Origin of the sequence: Enterococcus sp. DIV0691 (assembly GCF_051711145.1) — a bacterium.
Lineage (GTDB): Bacteria > Bacillota > Bacilli > Lactobacillales > Enterococcaceae > Enterococcus_B > Enterococcus_B hirae.
In genome coordinates, this window is the sequence record NZ_JBIOLY010000001.1 from 1,900,272 (window position 1) to 1,914,245 (window position 13,974).

The following is a 13,974-nucleotide window of genomic DNA, read 5'->3' on the forward strand; positions in this document are numbered from 1 at the left end:
AATTGCTGATTAAAGTACAGTAAATATTTGACTAAAATATGTGGATTTGATATTTTTTACATAGTTTTATTTTAAAGGAGTCTAAAAATGCCATTTATAGTTTTCTTCTTTATTTCATTATTGACAATATACATACCATTTCCAACAGCATTGATGTATTTTCATAGGCTATCTGAAAATCATGACATTATAGTAACATTAGATAAGCACTTTTTATTACTACTTGTCCTAGTGGATTACTGGATCAGCTATTACTGGATCAAAAATTGTAAAATCAAAAAGAGGTATTATTTTTATCTTATTGGACTAAATCTTATAGAATGGTTAATACACATACTTTTGTATTTAAGATTTAGAACTGTAGATCTCACTTTAATTTTAATCTTCCAGACCATTCTTCTAGTGTGCATGTGCACCTTTCCTTTTTCTGTTAAATTCAGAAACTATATATTTGATCAATCTTGATTCCACTATTTCGTCGGATAGCTGACTAATCCTCCAACTTCACAATCTCAACTTCACGGGAAAATCTTTTGTAGTATACGCCGTTTGAATTGATCAGCTGATATATTTTTCCATCTCTCGATATAAAAGCAATTTCCACTATTGAACCAGTGACTTTATCTAATACTTTCATCATTTCACCACTTCCTCGCTCGGCTCATATAGCACCGCAAGCTTCCAGTAATCAGGATTCACTTACTTGATCTGTTCCTCGGTCAGCAACTCATGCCAGTCGCCTTCATTCTCATAATCCCAAATGATGTCATGCTCTCCTCTACGCTCGACTAGTATCTTTTTGTTACCTTCTTCATCTTTTAGGAATGGAACCATGTACAACGGCTCTTTCTCGACCTCATAGCCGTCTTTCATGCGAATGAGGGTTTCAATTGGTTTGTTTTTAGCAACATCTAACCAATTCTCAAAATCTGTCTTGTGTAGCCATTCTTCATCGTCTAATTCTCTGATTGCCATAAAAATCGCTAAATCCAATGCATCTTTATTATCTTCAAACCACTCCGCCACAAACTTCGGCACAACTTGCTTCTGCGGTTCGTCTAGTTTTTGATTACAAGAATGCCCGCCTTTATAGCCTCGTTATAACAAGCCGATCTTGCATCAGTTCCTATCATTTTATAGCTTTCTAATTCCTTCTTTTATGTTCATTGCTGTACCTCCTTGTGTGTTTACTTCCTACATTGAAAAAACTGGAATTTATATCCAACTAACAATTTTGTCATCTTTATTTTTTTCTTAATATTTTTAGTTTATATTCAGCATATCAAAGGAGGAGATGTGGATGAAATCATATACAATTCCCATTATATTTTTTACTGTCGGTTTACTTTTGTTTGCAACTCATTCATTTGTCGGTTCTTATGTTGATTCAAACGGTTTTTTGATTGAACCAGCATTCTTTTGTGTTCCTTTAGGTTATTTATCTTTTATGCTCTCCGTTTTTACCGCAATATATAGTTTCACCAGAAATAAGTTCTACAAAAAATCAGCAAATTAAACGACCAATTGGTCGTTTTTTTAGCGAAATATCTTCCTACTTCTTCTCAGTCACCGTAAACGGTATAATACTTTCTGGCATGTAATTTACTTTGTATTTGTATTCATTGACCTTCGCGCCTTCTAAATCTTCAACCACATACATGTTCCAACTAGTCATGTTTACAAGATGTTTTCTGTATTCATTCTTTCCTGTTTCAACTAGAATAACGAGTTTATTTTTATCTTCCGTATCCACATCTGTCGTAGACTGTCTTCACATATCATACAAATAGATAAATCCATGGTGTCTCATGTTCTGAGTCACACCAAAAGCATTCAACCTCTTAGTTAACTTCTGGAATGAATTTCTTTTTTCTGCTCATGCTTACTCATTTCTTGTTTCAACCAAGCCTGATTTGATTTTGACTGTTTTTCTTTTCTCAAATTTTTCCTTTTAAGTGGATTGATTTTATTAGTTTTTTGAGAATAATCTTTTACCTCCACTACTTCGCCATTACTCACATAGGCAGCTAATTCTGCCATTTCCTTTGATTCATAACGTTTAGCTCCTTTTAAGTTAGGAACTCCATATCCTTCTGAATCGACATAACACATTGCTTTTACAACGTATGCCACACTTAACCCTCCAATAGCTAATTTCTAAATGCTCTGCGTACTGTATACGCTTCGTTAATGATTTTCTTCAACGTATCCGATGGATAGATTCGATGACTTGTATTCTTGGTATCTTGTTCATATAACCAAGCAAGCTGTGATAGAGTATCATCATCAAGAGAAAATCTCGGTCTTTTCTTAGGTGTCCCACCTGTTTGCTTTGGCTGTCCCACCTACACGACTACTCCTTTTGGTTGATTTTCTAAATATTTCTGTAACCCTTGATAACACTCTTCGAATGACAAAAGAGAACATTTCATCTTTCGTACATGAAGCTCTTCCTTTTTCTTTTTTTCCTTTATCAAAATATGTTCCAGCTTTGTTCGGTCTACGTATAGCGCATAATAAACACGCAACTTACTCCAGCTTGAACGATCTTTTTTTATTTGGTCTTCGGTCAAATCTTTTAGCTGGCTATAAACTGCTTGCAAACATTGACGTTCATCACCTTGTTTGCATTCCCCCAGTTTTTTTACCAGTTTGAGATAGTTATATTCTTTCAAAATATCACCTCACGTTTAGAAAGGGACATCATCGTATCGATGCGCTTCTCTTTCTTTTCTGAGCCTTTCTTGTTCTTCATAGTCTGCCAGCCATTTCGGGATAGGTTCTTTTCGTGTTACGTTACGACTTGGCTGAGAGTTAGAGAAAGTCCTTTGGCTTTTCTTCGCTTCCCAATCTTCTTTCGCTTGGACTGCCTCCTGTAACGTAGAAACATTGTTTGACTTCCACGTAGCAAGAATTTTATCCACGTATTTTTTTAACCCTTGCATTTCTACGCTATTCTCATAAGCAGATTGAAATGCAAATAAAATCATTTCTGATCCCCATTCGCGAATCCACGGACCTAATGCGCCTTGCAAAATGCCAGTAGGTGGTTTTCCCCAAGATTTTTGAATGAACTCGTACACGCCCATATCTTCTTCATAATCTTTTATTTCATTTACTTTACTTTCTTTTTCTATTTCTCTTTCTATTTGTGTATTACGAACACCGTTAACTACAGTTGAAGTAGAGTTATTACCTCCATTAACTAAGTTATTGTCGTCATTAACTAGGTACTCTTTTTTTATGGATACTTCTTTTCGTTTTCTTGTTATTAATTTATATCTTTTTTGAATTCCATTTGATGTTAAAATTTGGTATTTTTCATACTTTTCCCGATTAAAAAATCCTACTTGAATCGCTTTAGATACAACTTCTTCTACTAGACCCTCTTTCGCCCCGACATCGTCAGCAACTAAGAACGCCGAATCTTCGTCCCACCGCAAGAAATACCCCATGTCTCCATAGATATAGCCGAGCAGGCAAAGTAGTATCTCACAAGTTTGTGATCCACACGACCTACGAATTTTTCGGTACTTAATATCTTTCAAAAAATCAACATCTAGTGAGTAGTAGTCAACGCCTTGTTTATATGGCCTTGCCACTTTATCACCTCCTTAGATAAGCGAGGGGAAACTCCCTCGCTATAGTGGTGGATTCATATCATCGAACAATGAATCCTGTTGTTCATCTGTATTTGCTGTTTCTTCGTATTCATCAAACGCTGATGATACGTCTTCCACTTTTTCTGCTTCTTTACGTTCTGGTTCGATTGGTTCTGCATCATTTAAAGTCACTTCTTCTACAAGATCATTATTTTCATCAAATCGAAAAACTCTTTCATCAGAAGTAACCGCATTTTGCATTTCTACAGATAAAATCCCCCATTTAGCTAACATGTTACGTAAGACGTTTTTTATCGCCATCGCATCATAATGCTCTTTCCACGCTCCAGTTAGCTTTGTTTTATCAAACCCTTTGGCATGTTTAATACGATGAGCTTCCACTTCTTGCTTTGTCCAATAAACAGTTTTTTTAAACCCATTTAGTAATTCAAAAAATCCAACATAACCGATTACTCGATCAGATTGTTTCGCATTGTAGTCAAACTGAAACTCTTCTGTCAGAGGATTCCATTCAATTAATTGCCCTTCATAAATTTCTATTGCATTAAGTGCTTTGTATTGTCCAGAACGTTGTGCTAACTGAATATAGCCTTTGTATCCTAGGATGAATTGGGCTTCGTTATGCGTAATCCAATCTTTTCCTACCTTTTCTTTCCGATTAAATGGAACAATATAGGCATATCCTAAATTTTTATCTATTGGTAAATCCATCGTTGCTGCTTTTAAAGCAGAAGCGATGATGGTCATCGGCTCTGCTTTAGATAAATAATCATCGCCACCAACTAACGTTAAAAGAGAACCCATAAAAGCATCTGATTTTTCGTGTAAAATATCATTGAATTTCTTTTTCATAGCTGGCTGACTCATCAATGTTTTAAAACCTAATTTTGAAACATCCACTGCTTGATTGTTTTTTTCTGTTAGTTGATTCTTTAAATCTTTACTTGTTGCCATATCACTGAATCTCCTTTATCACTAATCTATTTGAAGTTGATAAACTGTAAATTTCCTCATCTTTCATCACATATGGATATTTCTCTGCTATTTTCTTCAAGTCTTTTCGTTTAGAAACGACTGATTTTAAACAAATAATCCGATTAGGTGTGATACCTGTAGAGGCATTCTTTATTCCAAGTTCCTGAATAATTTGATTGTCGATTTGTCGAATACTCTTCTCTAGTTCCTTCTTATTTTTGAGTAACTCTTCTTTTTGATCGAGTAGAACATCATAATCAGCATGAAGCATAATTTCAGTTGAATCTAATTCTGAATAACGCTCTTTTAGAAAATCTGACGTTGCTTTACTTCCATCGATCAGTGGCTCTTCTCCGCCGATAATGTTCGTTTCCCAAAAATCAACTAACCGTTCTGTGATGATGTCAATCAGTTCTTGATCTCGTTCAACTCGTTTCCATATAAATCTTTGACCACCAATCAACACAGCGATATAACAATAATCCTTGTTCAAAACATTCATGTAATGTTGCACTTGACACAAATAACTAAGTGGCACTTCTTCTCCTTCCCATTCTTTGCTAAAAAATTGATTCGCTGTTTTACATTCAAGAATGGCATTTTCTCCTACTACATCACGATCGATATTTGCTCTTAAGAATGGATGTAACGGATGTTCAAACACTTGGTTTCTTCTACGGACCTTTTTGCCTGTTCGTTCTTGAAATTCTTTGGCAACAACTTCTTCTAAAACATTGCCCCAATAAGCTGGTTCGCTCTCTGAATCTTTTAATTCAATTTGACCCGTTTTCTCAAGCCATAATTGATAAGGGGATTTGTGTTTATTCAATCCAAGTACGGTTGCAACATCTGAACCACCAATACCTCTTTTGCGGTCTTCGAGCCATTCTTGATGGCTCATGTCTAAAGTTGATTTACTCATCTTCATCCTCCTCAGTTTGTGGTCTTCCCCAATCTGGAGTATTTAGGTATTGATCTAACGATGAGGCAAAGTCATTCATTAAACATCATCTCCTTTGTAGCCTTACATGCAGGACAATCGCAATCATTAGTTCGTATACTTTCTTTAAACTTATCGTTCATTAGTGTTAGTACAATTGTTTGCAAAGCAAATGTTCCACCAAATACAACAGTTGCTTCATCTACACTTGGATCAATCGCCCCAAGAGTGATGGCTACATCACTTTCGTTACACTCATGTATTAGTTCTTCAATTAAATTTTTAATTTTTGGATTCATATGGTAAAATCTCCTTAGTTATGTTTTTTTATGTTACCGATTAGCGACGGCCATCGCTGGTCGGTCTTTTTTGTGTTGGCATTTTGAAACTTTCTCTTACAGCAGTAACAACTACTAAAGTTCCCCAATAAATCAGCGCATATGCCGGGTTGATACTTGTCAGTATGATTGCTACAAGACACATAAGCAAAGCGCTTTTGACAGTCATTTTAAAAACCGTTCTCATTGCTTCACATTCCTTTCTAATTAGTATTGCGTTCTTCCCATTCCTTCACTAACTCGAAGTCATACTGCAAAACACCTCGAACCCTTCGAGAAGGTAACGGATCATTTTTTGAATTCGTCCATTTAGAAATAGTAGCTAATGAGACACCGAAATATTCAGCAATATCTTTAGCTTTCTTCCAAACTCTTTCTTTTGGTTGCTTTTTTTGAACTAAAGAGACCACTCTTTCCATTTGTGAAATCTTCATTTTAATTCTCCTTTCATGTATCCTTGACTGATCCAATAAGTTAAACGCTGCTCGCTTAGTTGACGAATATCAATTCCAAGAATTTCGCATAGTACACTGATCAGAGTCACTTCAATCATGATCTCGTCTAAAAACTCATATGCATATGAAATGATTTGCTGACGATCCTCAGCGGTTAAATAACCCTCATTTTTGAGAAGAATTTTCTCAACTTCTTGTTTCTTTTGTTTTCGCTCATCGGATTCTATCATTTGAAGCTTATCTAGTGACGAGGGGTCTCTTCAATAAACATCTCCATCAATTGATTTAAATAATCCAAAAAATTTATGGATTACATGGAGAGTAAAATCTGAATCTCGAAAATGATCAGTTAAAGCTTGAGCATTTTCTAACGTCACAGGCTTAGTATTATGTGGCGTTGTCCAATCACTCAATGACTGTTGAGACACATTAACTTGCTTTGCTATTTCTTTCTTCGTTTTGCCACTCTTATTTATCACCTTGATTAATGATTCTCGAATGACAGCTGATTGTTTTAACAGTTTAAACACCTCAATTTCTTATTCGCCCATATATCAATACGAGTAATTTTTTTATACTATTAATTTAAAGAATCAAACGAAAGCTGCTTCGTCTAATTCACGTTCAAGCTCTTTTTGAACTTCTTCAACTAAACGATCAAGTTGAACATCTGTGGCACATTTGATGATGTGTACTAGTCTAGGTCTTGCATCAAGTACAAGGTTTATTTTTTCTTGTCGTGTCATAAAAAATATCTCCTTACTTCTTATTATTTATAGAATGAATACTCCAAGCTGCATAAGCTAGTACTGATAAAGTTATTATTAAAACAAACAACCATATAATAGTTTTAATTAAAAACACATCCTTGTTATTTTTTGATATAATCTCACTATGGAAGGTGGTGAGATTATGGAAGACCATAAATTCTGCTTCAGTTGCAATAAATCTGACCATGAAAAAGGTGCACTGTATTGTTCTAATTGTGGTTTTGAATTAGATTCAAACCATTGTACAAATGAACGTTGCAACGCCAACAATGGACAATGTAGTGTGTTTCCTGAAGATGCTTGTTATTGTGATCTTTGTGGGACAGAAACAAGCTATTTCCTAAATGATTGGATTAGACCAAAAGTTTATGAGAAACAAGATTAATCTTTAACGTAATTTCTCTCCGCAATTTGCACAATAAATAGCTATAGGTCTATGCTTATCGTTGTCACATTTCTTGCAGAAGGATGTCTGAGTTTGCTCAGTTTCTTCCTTCTGTTCATTTAATATTTCTTTCATTAGTTTCATTTTCATTTGACCACCTCTCTATGTTTCGATTTTAGAAACTTTAGGTATAAAAATTTTTGATAAAGGTATACCCAGTAAATTAGCAACACATGGAATTTCTTCTGGTTTAAAGTTGTATTCACCAGCTTCCCGACGATAATATTTAGCTTTATCTTTGAATCCCATTAATTTAGCCATTTTATCTAATGAATATCCCTTTTCTTCACGTTTTTCTTTTATAAGTTTAAGGTTGACACTATACATTTATATCCCCCCTTCGGTTTCTTTTTTAGCAACCTACATATATAATACGTTGCGATTTTAGAAATGTCAATAAAAAAAGTTTCTTTTTTAGCACTTTTAAATATCTTTTATCGCAACTGTGATACAATTGTTGTGAAAAAAGCAACGTAAGGAGGCTTTTTAATAATGAATAACAAAGATTTAATCAACAGAATAATAAATTTAAGAGAATCAAAAGATTGGACACAATCCGAGCTAGGAAGAAAAATCGGGTTAGAAAAATCTGCTATGAACAAAATTGAAAGTGGATCAAGAAAAGTTTCTACCGAAGAATTAAAAAAGCTCTCAAAAGTATTTAATGTAACTACTGACTATCTTTTAGGAATTAATCAAGCCCCCGACTGGGCTGATGAAGAAGATTTAGTCGAACTAGACAAGCTTCTAGAATCTAACGTAAATATGGCTTATGGTGGCGAAACTTTAACAGATGAAGAAAAACAACGTGTGAAAGATGTGTTGACTGGTTTATTCTGGGAGTTTAGAAAAGAAGATAAAAGCAAAGAGAAGTGATTTTCTATGGAAATGGACGTAATTAGTCTAGTCGGTAGACTAAAACAAAAATATAATTCTGCTAATCCCTTTACTATTTGTGAAAAAATGGATATTCAAATTAGATACGTTCCTTTTTTGAATAATCCCAAGGGACAATTTCAAGAATTGTTAGGCCGATCGGTTATTCTTCTAAATCACGAACTGAAGTATTCTGAAGAACGGTTCTATATTTGCGCTCACGAACTTGGTCACGCTATATTTCATCGTGGGTTATCTAGCTATTACGTGTCAACAAGAACATCCAGAAGTAAATCAGAAAGCGAAGCGAATTGCTTTGCCGCTAATCTCATTGTTTCTCTTTATAAAGAAGACAACGATAAATATCCTAGAAAAATTGAGGAATTAACAAATTTGTATGGGCTTCCTGAAAGCGTGTATAGATTTTTAATTTAAATGGTAATAACCAAAGATTAGCCTTAGGGCTTTTCTTTTTAAACACAAAAGAACATAAGTTCGTATAAAGCTCTATTGATACGAAGATTTTCTAAATTTTCGTTCAAATAACATCCCTCCCCTAAAATATTCTTATTATTAGGACTGAAATACGAAAGGAATGATGTCAGTGGCCTCCATTAAAAAATATTACTTAAAGAAATCAAAAGAATATCGTTATGAAGTATATATATCAAATGGAATTAATCCTGGTACTAAGCTACAGAAAAAGATTCATAAAAAAGGGTTTAAAAGTCACGAAGAAGCAGAAAAATTCGCAAAAATTGTTGAAGGACAAATAGCTTCTGAAGAATATATACAAAATAATCCTAAAAATTTGACTATAGAAAAGTTTATGGACGATTGGATTAATAACTATAAAATGAATGTTAAAGAAGGAACAAGAATTGTTCACAGAGCAAATATAAAAATGTACATCAATCCATATATTGGAAAATACAAACTAGATAAATATACTAGAGCTGATCATCAAAGATTCATCAATCAGTTACTTACTAAAAAGGGTTTGGGGAGAACTAAGGAAGGTCTCTCAGTAACAACAGCCAAAAGTATTAACGCCACTCTTAGCAATGCTTTCAAAAAAGCTATTCAGTTAGGATATATAAAAAATAACCCTACTAGTTTTGTTGAGTTTCCAAGAAATCCATCTGATAAAAAGAAAGTTAAATATTATACTTTTGATCAATCTGAACTCTTTCTTGAATTTGCCAAAAAAGAAAAATCATTTATATGGTATCCCTTTTTTCTTATTATATTTGATCAAGGATTGAGAAAATCAGAAGTTTTAGGACTTCAATGGGCTGATATTGATTTTTCTCAGAATACACTTAATATTAATCGTGAACGCCTTGGGGCTGCTGAAAAAGGACCTAACAAAGGTTTAATTATTACAGATGACACAAAAACCCCATCTGGTACACGATCATTGCCTATGACAAAACGAGTAAAGAAAGCCTTATTGACTTTAAGAAATCAAGTAATAAAAGAATTTGGTTTTTTACCTGAAACAGATGCCCACGAAGCATTTATTTTTATAAATACTTACGGTAAAAATAAAGGTATTCCAATAAGAGATCGAACCGTTAACGGTGCTTCTCATAGAATTGAAAAACGTGCCAATCTCCCCCACATAACTGTACATGATGGTAGACATACTTTTGCAGCTAGAACGAGACAAGCAGGAATACCTTTAGAAGATATCAAAGATTTTCTAGGACATAAAGATGTTTCTACTACACAAGTCTATGCCCATATTTCTCCCGAAGTAAAAAAAAGATCCATGAATCAACTAGAAAACTATATAGAAGAGCAAATCATAACCACCCTTCAAAAGGGTGGTTTGCACTAGGGCTATAAGCCCTTTACACCGGCCAGCGCCTAAAGACGCTGGCTTTCTCATTTCATGTTCAAGCCATATTGCCTTTGCCACTTTTGCTCACCTTTAAAAAGGTGGTTGTATTACTCTTTAACCCTTGAAAGGGTCTTCATATTCTCGTACGCTCAATTTATCTAGTGCTATATCATGTTTCTCTTGTTCTTGAATGTATTTTCTTATGGTCGCTTCATTCAGTCCCACTGTACTTACATAATAGCCTTCTGCCCAAAAATGTCGATTCCCAAACTTATATTTTAAATTCGCATGTTTGTCAAAAATCATTAACGCACTTTTTCCTTTTAGATAGCCCATAAAACTGGATACACTCATTTTTGGTGGAATACTCAATAACAGATGAACGTGATCTGGCATCATATGTCCTTCTAATATTTCTACCCCCTTATATTTGCATAACCGTTTAATAATCTCTTGAATGCTTGCTCGATATTGATTATAGATGATTTTTCTTCTATACTTTGGTGTGAATACAATGTGGTATTTACATAGCCACTTTGTATGGGCTAAACTATTTGCTTTATTAGCCAATTTCTATCCCTTCCTTTCGTTATCAATATGACCTGAACAATCATATTTTAACGATATGAAGGGCTTTTTGGTAGAACCATTTATTCCCCACCCGCATAGCAGGTGGTTTTATGTTTCACTCGCTTTGCGAGTGAAACTAGGTCTAAAGACAATAATAAAAAAGCACTCAAATTGAGTGCTTTTTTAAGTTCACTATCACTAAAACTATCACTAATTTTATTCAGAAGCGAACATGTTTCTATCACTGATTTTTTAAATCTAGCGAGAAGCCCTTATCTTACAGGCGTTCGTTCAATTCTTTGGCAAGGTCTTCAAAGCCTGGTTTGCCTAGAAGTGCAAACATGTTTTTCTTATATGCTTCAACACCAGGTTGGTCAAATGGGTTAATTCCATTTAAGTAACCTGAAATACCTACAGCAATTTCAAAGAAGTACATTGTATAACCTAATGTGTAAGCATCCATTTCTGGAATTTTAACTAATAAGTTTGGTACGTCGCCATCTGTATGAGCCAATAAAGTTCCTTCAAAAGCTTTTGTATTGACGAAATCTACTTCTTTTCCTTCCAAGTATCCTAAACCATCTAGGTCTTCAGCTTGTTCTGGAATTGTAATTGATTTACGTGGTTTTTCAACTTTAACGATCGTTTCAAAGATGTTACGGCGTCCTTCTTGAATATATTGACCTAGTGAATGTAAGTCAGTTGAGAAGTTCGCACTTGAAGGGTAGATTCCTTTTTGGTCTTTACCTTCTGATTCACCGTATAATTGTTTCCACCATTCAGAGAAATATTGCATTCCTGGTTCATAGTTGATCAATAATTCAGTTACTTTCCCTTTACGGTAAAGGATGTTACGCATTGCTGCATATTGATAAGCTTCGTTTTCTTCTAGTTTATCACTTGAATAAGCTTTGCTTGCATCTGCAGCTCCTTGCATCAACGCATCGATATCTGCTCCACTAACAGCGATTGGTAGTAATCCTACTGCTGTTAAGACAGAGAAACGTCCACCGATGTCATCAGGAATCACGAATGTTTCCCAACCTTCTGCGTCGGCTTCTACTTTAACTGCACCTTTTGCTTTATCAGTTGTTGCATAAATACGTTTATTCGCTTCTTCTTGACCATATTTTTTAACAAGCAATTCTTTGAAGACACGGAATGCGATAGCTGGTTCAGTCGTTGTACCTGATTTTGAAATCACGTTTACTGAGAAGTCACGATCTCCGATTACTTCAATCAAATCAGCGATATAAGTTGAGCTGATTGAGTTTCCTGCAAAGAAAATTTGTGGTGCTTTACGTTGTTCACCATCTAATAAATTGAAGAAAGTGTGGTTTAAGAAATCGATTGCTGCACGAGCGCCTAGGTAAGAACCACCGATTCCGATAACTACTAAAACTTCAGAATCAGATTGGATTTTTTTCGCTGCTTCTTTGATACGAGCAAATTCTTCCTTGTCGTAATTAGTAGGTAGATCGATCCAACCACGGAAATCACTTCCTGCGCCTGTACCTTCACGTAATACTTTATCTGCCATTGATACTTGGCTTTGCATGTAACCTAACTCATGTTCATTAACAAATGGTGCTACTTTTGAATAATCAAAATGAATATGTGCCATTTTTTATTCCTCCTTTAAAAGATCAATATACAGCTTATACTTTACGTTTTTTTTTACAATTTTTCAAGCAAATAAATGAATTGAAGCTAATATTTACAAGAAAATTTCAAACACTAAACTAATCCTTGCGCATACATCACTTTCGCTACTTTTTCAAAACCTGCAACATTTGCTCCTAGCAATAGATTTTTTTCATTGCCATAAGCTGCTGCCGTTTGGCGACACGTTTGATAAATATTTTTCATGATTTCATCTAATTGGCGATCCACTTGTTCACTTTCCCAAGACAATCGTTGAGCATTTTGACTCATTTCTAATGCTGAGACAGCGACACCGCCGGCATTAGCTGCTTTCCCAGGACAATACCACACATTGGCTTTTTCAAAAACATTGACAGCTTCAAGAGTACATGGCATGTTTGCGCCTTCTGCGATGATTTTCACGCCACATTCAACCAAGTTGTTAGCAAGCGTTTCGTCTATCTCGTTTTGAGTAGCACAAGGAAGCGCGATATCTGCAGTTTCTTTCAAAGTCCAGACAGATTGACCAGCATGATAGACAGCAGAATCACGTTTTTCTGCATAAGCGGTCAACCGTTCCCTTTTTTCTTCTTTGACTTCTTTTAATAGTGGCAGGTCGATTCCTTCTGGATCATAGATAAACCCACTGGAATCAGAACATGTGACGACTTTCCCACCTAATTCTTGAACTTTTTCAATGGCATAGATGGCAACGTTTCCGCTACCAGATACCAGAACTGTTTTTCCTTCAAATGAGTCTTTTTCTGCTTGTAAAAGATGCTTGACATAATAAACCAAACCGTATCCAGTTGCTTCCGTACGAATCTTACTTCCCCAAAAATCTAATGGTTTTCCAGTAAGGACACCGGCATCATATTGTTTTAATCGTTTATATTCTCCAAACAAATAACCGATTTCTCTGGCACCGACTCCAATATCTCCAGCAGGTACATCGATGGAAGGACCGATATGCTTGGATAGCTCCAGCATGAAACTTTGACAAAAACGCATGATTTCATCGTCTGATTTTCCTTTTGGATCAAAGTCACTTCCGCCTTTTCCTCCACCGATTGGTAGACCAGTTAGACTATTTTTGAAAATTTGTTCAAAAGCTAGGAATTTAAGAATACTTAAATTCACACTCGGGTGGAATCTCAACCCGCCTTTATAAGGGCCGATTGCTGAATTGTACTGAATGCGGTATCCACGATTGACTTGCCAGTTTCCTTCGTCATCTTGCCACGGCACGCGAAATTGAATGATTCTTTCTGGTTCTGACAACAATCCTAAAATATTGCGTTTGATGTATTCAGGATGTTTTTCTAAAAATTGAGTAGCTGAAGGCATAAATTCATCAATGGCTTGTAAAAATTCGACTTGTCCTGTGTCTTTTTGATGAATATTATTTTGAATTCGTTGGACGTATTCTGTTGCGTTTGTCATTGTTTCACACTCCTTTTATAATCTTCTTTTATTTTAGCCTATTTTTATT

Annotated in this window: 21 protein-coding genes and 3 pseudogenes; 6 read left to right on the top strand and 18 right to left on the bottom strand. The window is 35.1% G+C overall.

Annotated features, from left to right (window positions below):
• Positions 1–87 precede the first annotated feature (87 nt).
• Entirely contained in the window at positions 88–465 is a 378-nt protein-coding gene (locus IGJ11_RS08690; protein WP_251850059.1) for a hypothetical protein, read from the top strand.
• Between the two features lie 25 nt (positions 466–490).
• On the opposite strand, the gene IGJ11_RS08695 is transcribed toward IGJ11_RS08690, so the two are convergent.
• Together IGJ11_RS08695 and IGJ11_RS08700 are read right to left on the bottom strand one after the other, a co-directional pair.
• The gene (locus IGJ11_RS08695) at positions 491–640 is read right to left on the bottom strand and encodes a hypothetical protein (RefSeq protein ID WP_251850061.1); all 150 of its coding nucleotides are present in this window, start codon (positions 638–640) and stop codon (positions 491–493) included.
• 59 nt (positions 641–699) lie between these two features.
• Positions 700–1,133, bottom strand: a pseudogene (locus IGJ11_RS08700) (DUF1642 domain-containing protein).
• Positions 1,134–1,300: 167 nt separating this feature from the next.
• Between IGJ11_RS08700 and IGJ11_RS08705 the strand changes: the two are divergent.
• Positions 1,301–1,516 carry a DUF3955 domain-containing protein gene (locus IGJ11_RS08705; protein ID WP_251850065.1) on the top strand — a complete coding sequence of 72 codons (216 nt, stop codon included), beginning with the start codon at positions 1,301–1,303 and terminating at the stop codon, positions 1,514–1,516.
• Between the two features lie 36 nt (positions 1,517–1,552).
• Here the strand turns inward: IGJ11_RS08705 and IGJ11_RS08710 are convergent.
• The 12 genes and pseudogenes from IGJ11_RS08710 to IGJ11_RS08765 all read right to left on the bottom strand — a co-directional run.
• Positions 1,553–1,753: pseudogene (locus tag IGJ11_RS08710) on the bottom strand (hypothetical protein); the annotation flags it as partial.
• Between the two features lie 92 nt (positions 1,754–1,845).
• Positions 1,846–2,133, bottom strand: a complete 288-nt coding sequence (locus IGJ11_RS08715; RefSeq protein WP_053813067.1) for a hypothetical protein — start codon at positions 2,131–2,133, stop codon at positions 1,846–1,848.
• 17 nt (positions 2,134–2,150) lie between these two features.
• On the bottom strand, positions 2,151–2,345 hold the full coding sequence (locus tag IGJ11_RS08720) for a hypothetical protein (protein ID WP_251850067.1): 195 nt from the start codon (positions 2,343–2,345) through the stop codon (positions 2,151–2,153).
• Positions 2,346–2,675 (bottom strand): hypothetical protein, encoded by a 330-nt coding sequence (locus IGJ11_RS08725; RefSeq protein ID WP_251850068.1) that lies wholly within the window; start codon positions 2,673–2,675, stop codon positions 2,346–2,348.
• Positions 2,676–2,690: 15 nt separating this feature from the next.
• Positions 2,691–3,602, bottom strand: coding sequence for a Lin1244/Lin1753 domain-containing protein (locus tag IGJ11_RS08730; protein WP_081248825.1), 912 nt, complete (start codon positions 3,600–3,602; stop codon positions 2,691–2,693).
• Positions 3,603–3,641: 39 nt separating this feature from the next.
• A complete protein-coding gene (locus IGJ11_RS08735) occupies positions 3,642–4,577 on the bottom strand; it encodes a recombinase RecT (RefSeq protein WP_228196784.1) in 936 nt (311 codons plus the stop codon).
• Position 4,578: 1 nt separating this feature from the next.
• A complete protein-coding gene (locus IGJ11_RS08740; RefSeq protein ID WP_228196783.1) occupies positions 4,579–5,526 on the bottom strand; it encodes a YqaJ viral recombinase family protein in 948 nt (315 codons plus the stop codon).
• 65 nt (positions 5,527–5,591) lie between these two features.
• On the bottom strand, positions 5,592–5,837 hold the full coding sequence (locus IGJ11_RS08745; RefSeq protein WP_010718397.1) for a hypothetical protein: 246 nt from the start codon (positions 5,835–5,837) through the stop codon (positions 5,592–5,594).
• Between the two features lie 40 nt (positions 5,838–5,877).
• Complete coding sequence (locus tag IGJ11_RS08750; protein ID WP_010718398.1) at positions 5,878–6,063, bottom strand: hypothetical protein; 186 nt, start codon at positions 6,061–6,063, stop codon at positions 5,878–5,880.
• A gap of 16 nt (positions 6,064–6,079) precedes the next feature.
• On the bottom strand, positions 6,080–6,310 hold the full coding sequence (locus tag IGJ11_RS08755) for a DNA-binding protein (RefSeq protein WP_251850071.1): 231 nt from the start codon (positions 6,308–6,310) through the stop codon (positions 6,080–6,082).
• A pseudogene (locus tag IGJ11_RS08760) lies at positions 6,307–6,861 on the bottom strand (hypothetical protein). Before IGJ11_RS08760 ends, IGJ11_RS08755 begins: the two are co-directional and overlap by 4 nt.
• A gap of 63 nt (positions 6,862–6,924) precedes the next feature.
• Entirely contained in the window at positions 6,925–7,077 is a 153-nt protein-coding gene (locus IGJ11_RS08765) for a hypothetical protein (RefSeq protein WP_178285930.1), read from the bottom strand.
• Positions 7,078–7,243: 166 nt separating this feature from the next.
• Between IGJ11_RS08765 and IGJ11_RS08770 the strand changes: the two genes are divergently transcribed.
• Positions 7,244–7,486, top strand: a complete 243-nt coding sequence (locus IGJ11_RS08770; RefSeq protein WP_178285928.1) for a hypothetical protein — start codon at positions 7,244–7,246, stop codon at positions 7,484–7,486.
• A gap of 162 nt (positions 7,487–7,648) precedes the next feature.
• On the opposite strand, the gene IGJ11_RS08775 is transcribed toward IGJ11_RS08770, so the two are convergent.
• A complete protein-coding gene (locus IGJ11_RS08775; RefSeq protein WP_178285926.1) occupies positions 7,649–7,873 on the bottom strand; it encodes a helix-turn-helix domain-containing protein in 225 nt (74 codons plus the stop codon).
• Positions 7,874–8,038: 165 nt separating this feature from the next.
• Here IGJ11_RS08775 and IGJ11_RS08780 point away from each other — a divergent pair, with 165 nt between their 5' ends.
• From IGJ11_RS08780 to IGJ11_RS08790, 3 genes are all read left to right on the top strand, one after another.
• A complete protein-coding gene (locus IGJ11_RS08780; RefSeq protein WP_251850073.1) occupies positions 8,039–8,422 on the top strand; it encodes a helix-turn-helix domain-containing protein in 384 nt (127 codons plus the stop codon).
• A 6-nt stretch (positions 8,423–8,428) separates the two neighbouring features.
• Positions 8,429–8,857 (top strand): ImmA/IrrE family metallo-endopeptidase, encoded by a 429-nt coding sequence (locus IGJ11_RS08785; protein WP_178285922.1) that lies wholly within the window; start codon positions 8,429–8,431, stop codon positions 8,855–8,857.
• A gap of 169 nt (positions 8,858–9,026) precedes the next feature.
• Complete coding sequence (locus IGJ11_RS08790) at positions 9,027–10,265, top strand: tyrosine-type recombinase/integrase (protein WP_251850075.1); 1,239 nt, start codon at positions 9,027–9,029, stop codon at positions 10,263–10,265.
• Positions 10,266–10,382: 117 nt separating this feature from the next.
• Here the strand turns inward: IGJ11_RS08790 and tnpA are convergent, their stop codons facing one another.
• From tnpA to gdhA, 3 genes are all read right to left on the bottom strand, one after another.
• Positions 10,383–10,838 carry an IS200/IS605 family transposase gene (gene tnpA / locus IGJ11_RS08795; RefSeq protein WP_251850107.1) on the bottom strand — a complete coding sequence of 152 codons (456 nt, stop codon included), beginning with the start codon at positions 10,836–10,838 and terminating at the stop codon, positions 10,383–10,385.
• A gap of 277 nt (positions 10,839–11,115) precedes the next feature.
• Complete coding sequence (locus IGJ11_RS08800; RefSeq protein ID WP_010718407.1) at positions 11,116–12,462, bottom strand: glucose-6-phosphate isomerase; 1,347 nt, start codon at positions 12,460–12,462, stop codon at positions 11,116–11,118.
• A gap of 113 nt (positions 12,463–12,575) precedes the next feature.
• Positions 12,576–13,925: an NADP-specific glutamate dehydrogenase gene (gene gdhA / locus IGJ11_RS08805; RefSeq protein WP_207431908.1), complete on the bottom strand. Its 1,350-nt coding sequence runs from the start codon at positions 13,923–13,925 to the stop codon at positions 12,576–12,578.
• Between the last annotated feature and the right edge of the window lie 49 nt (positions 13,926–13,974).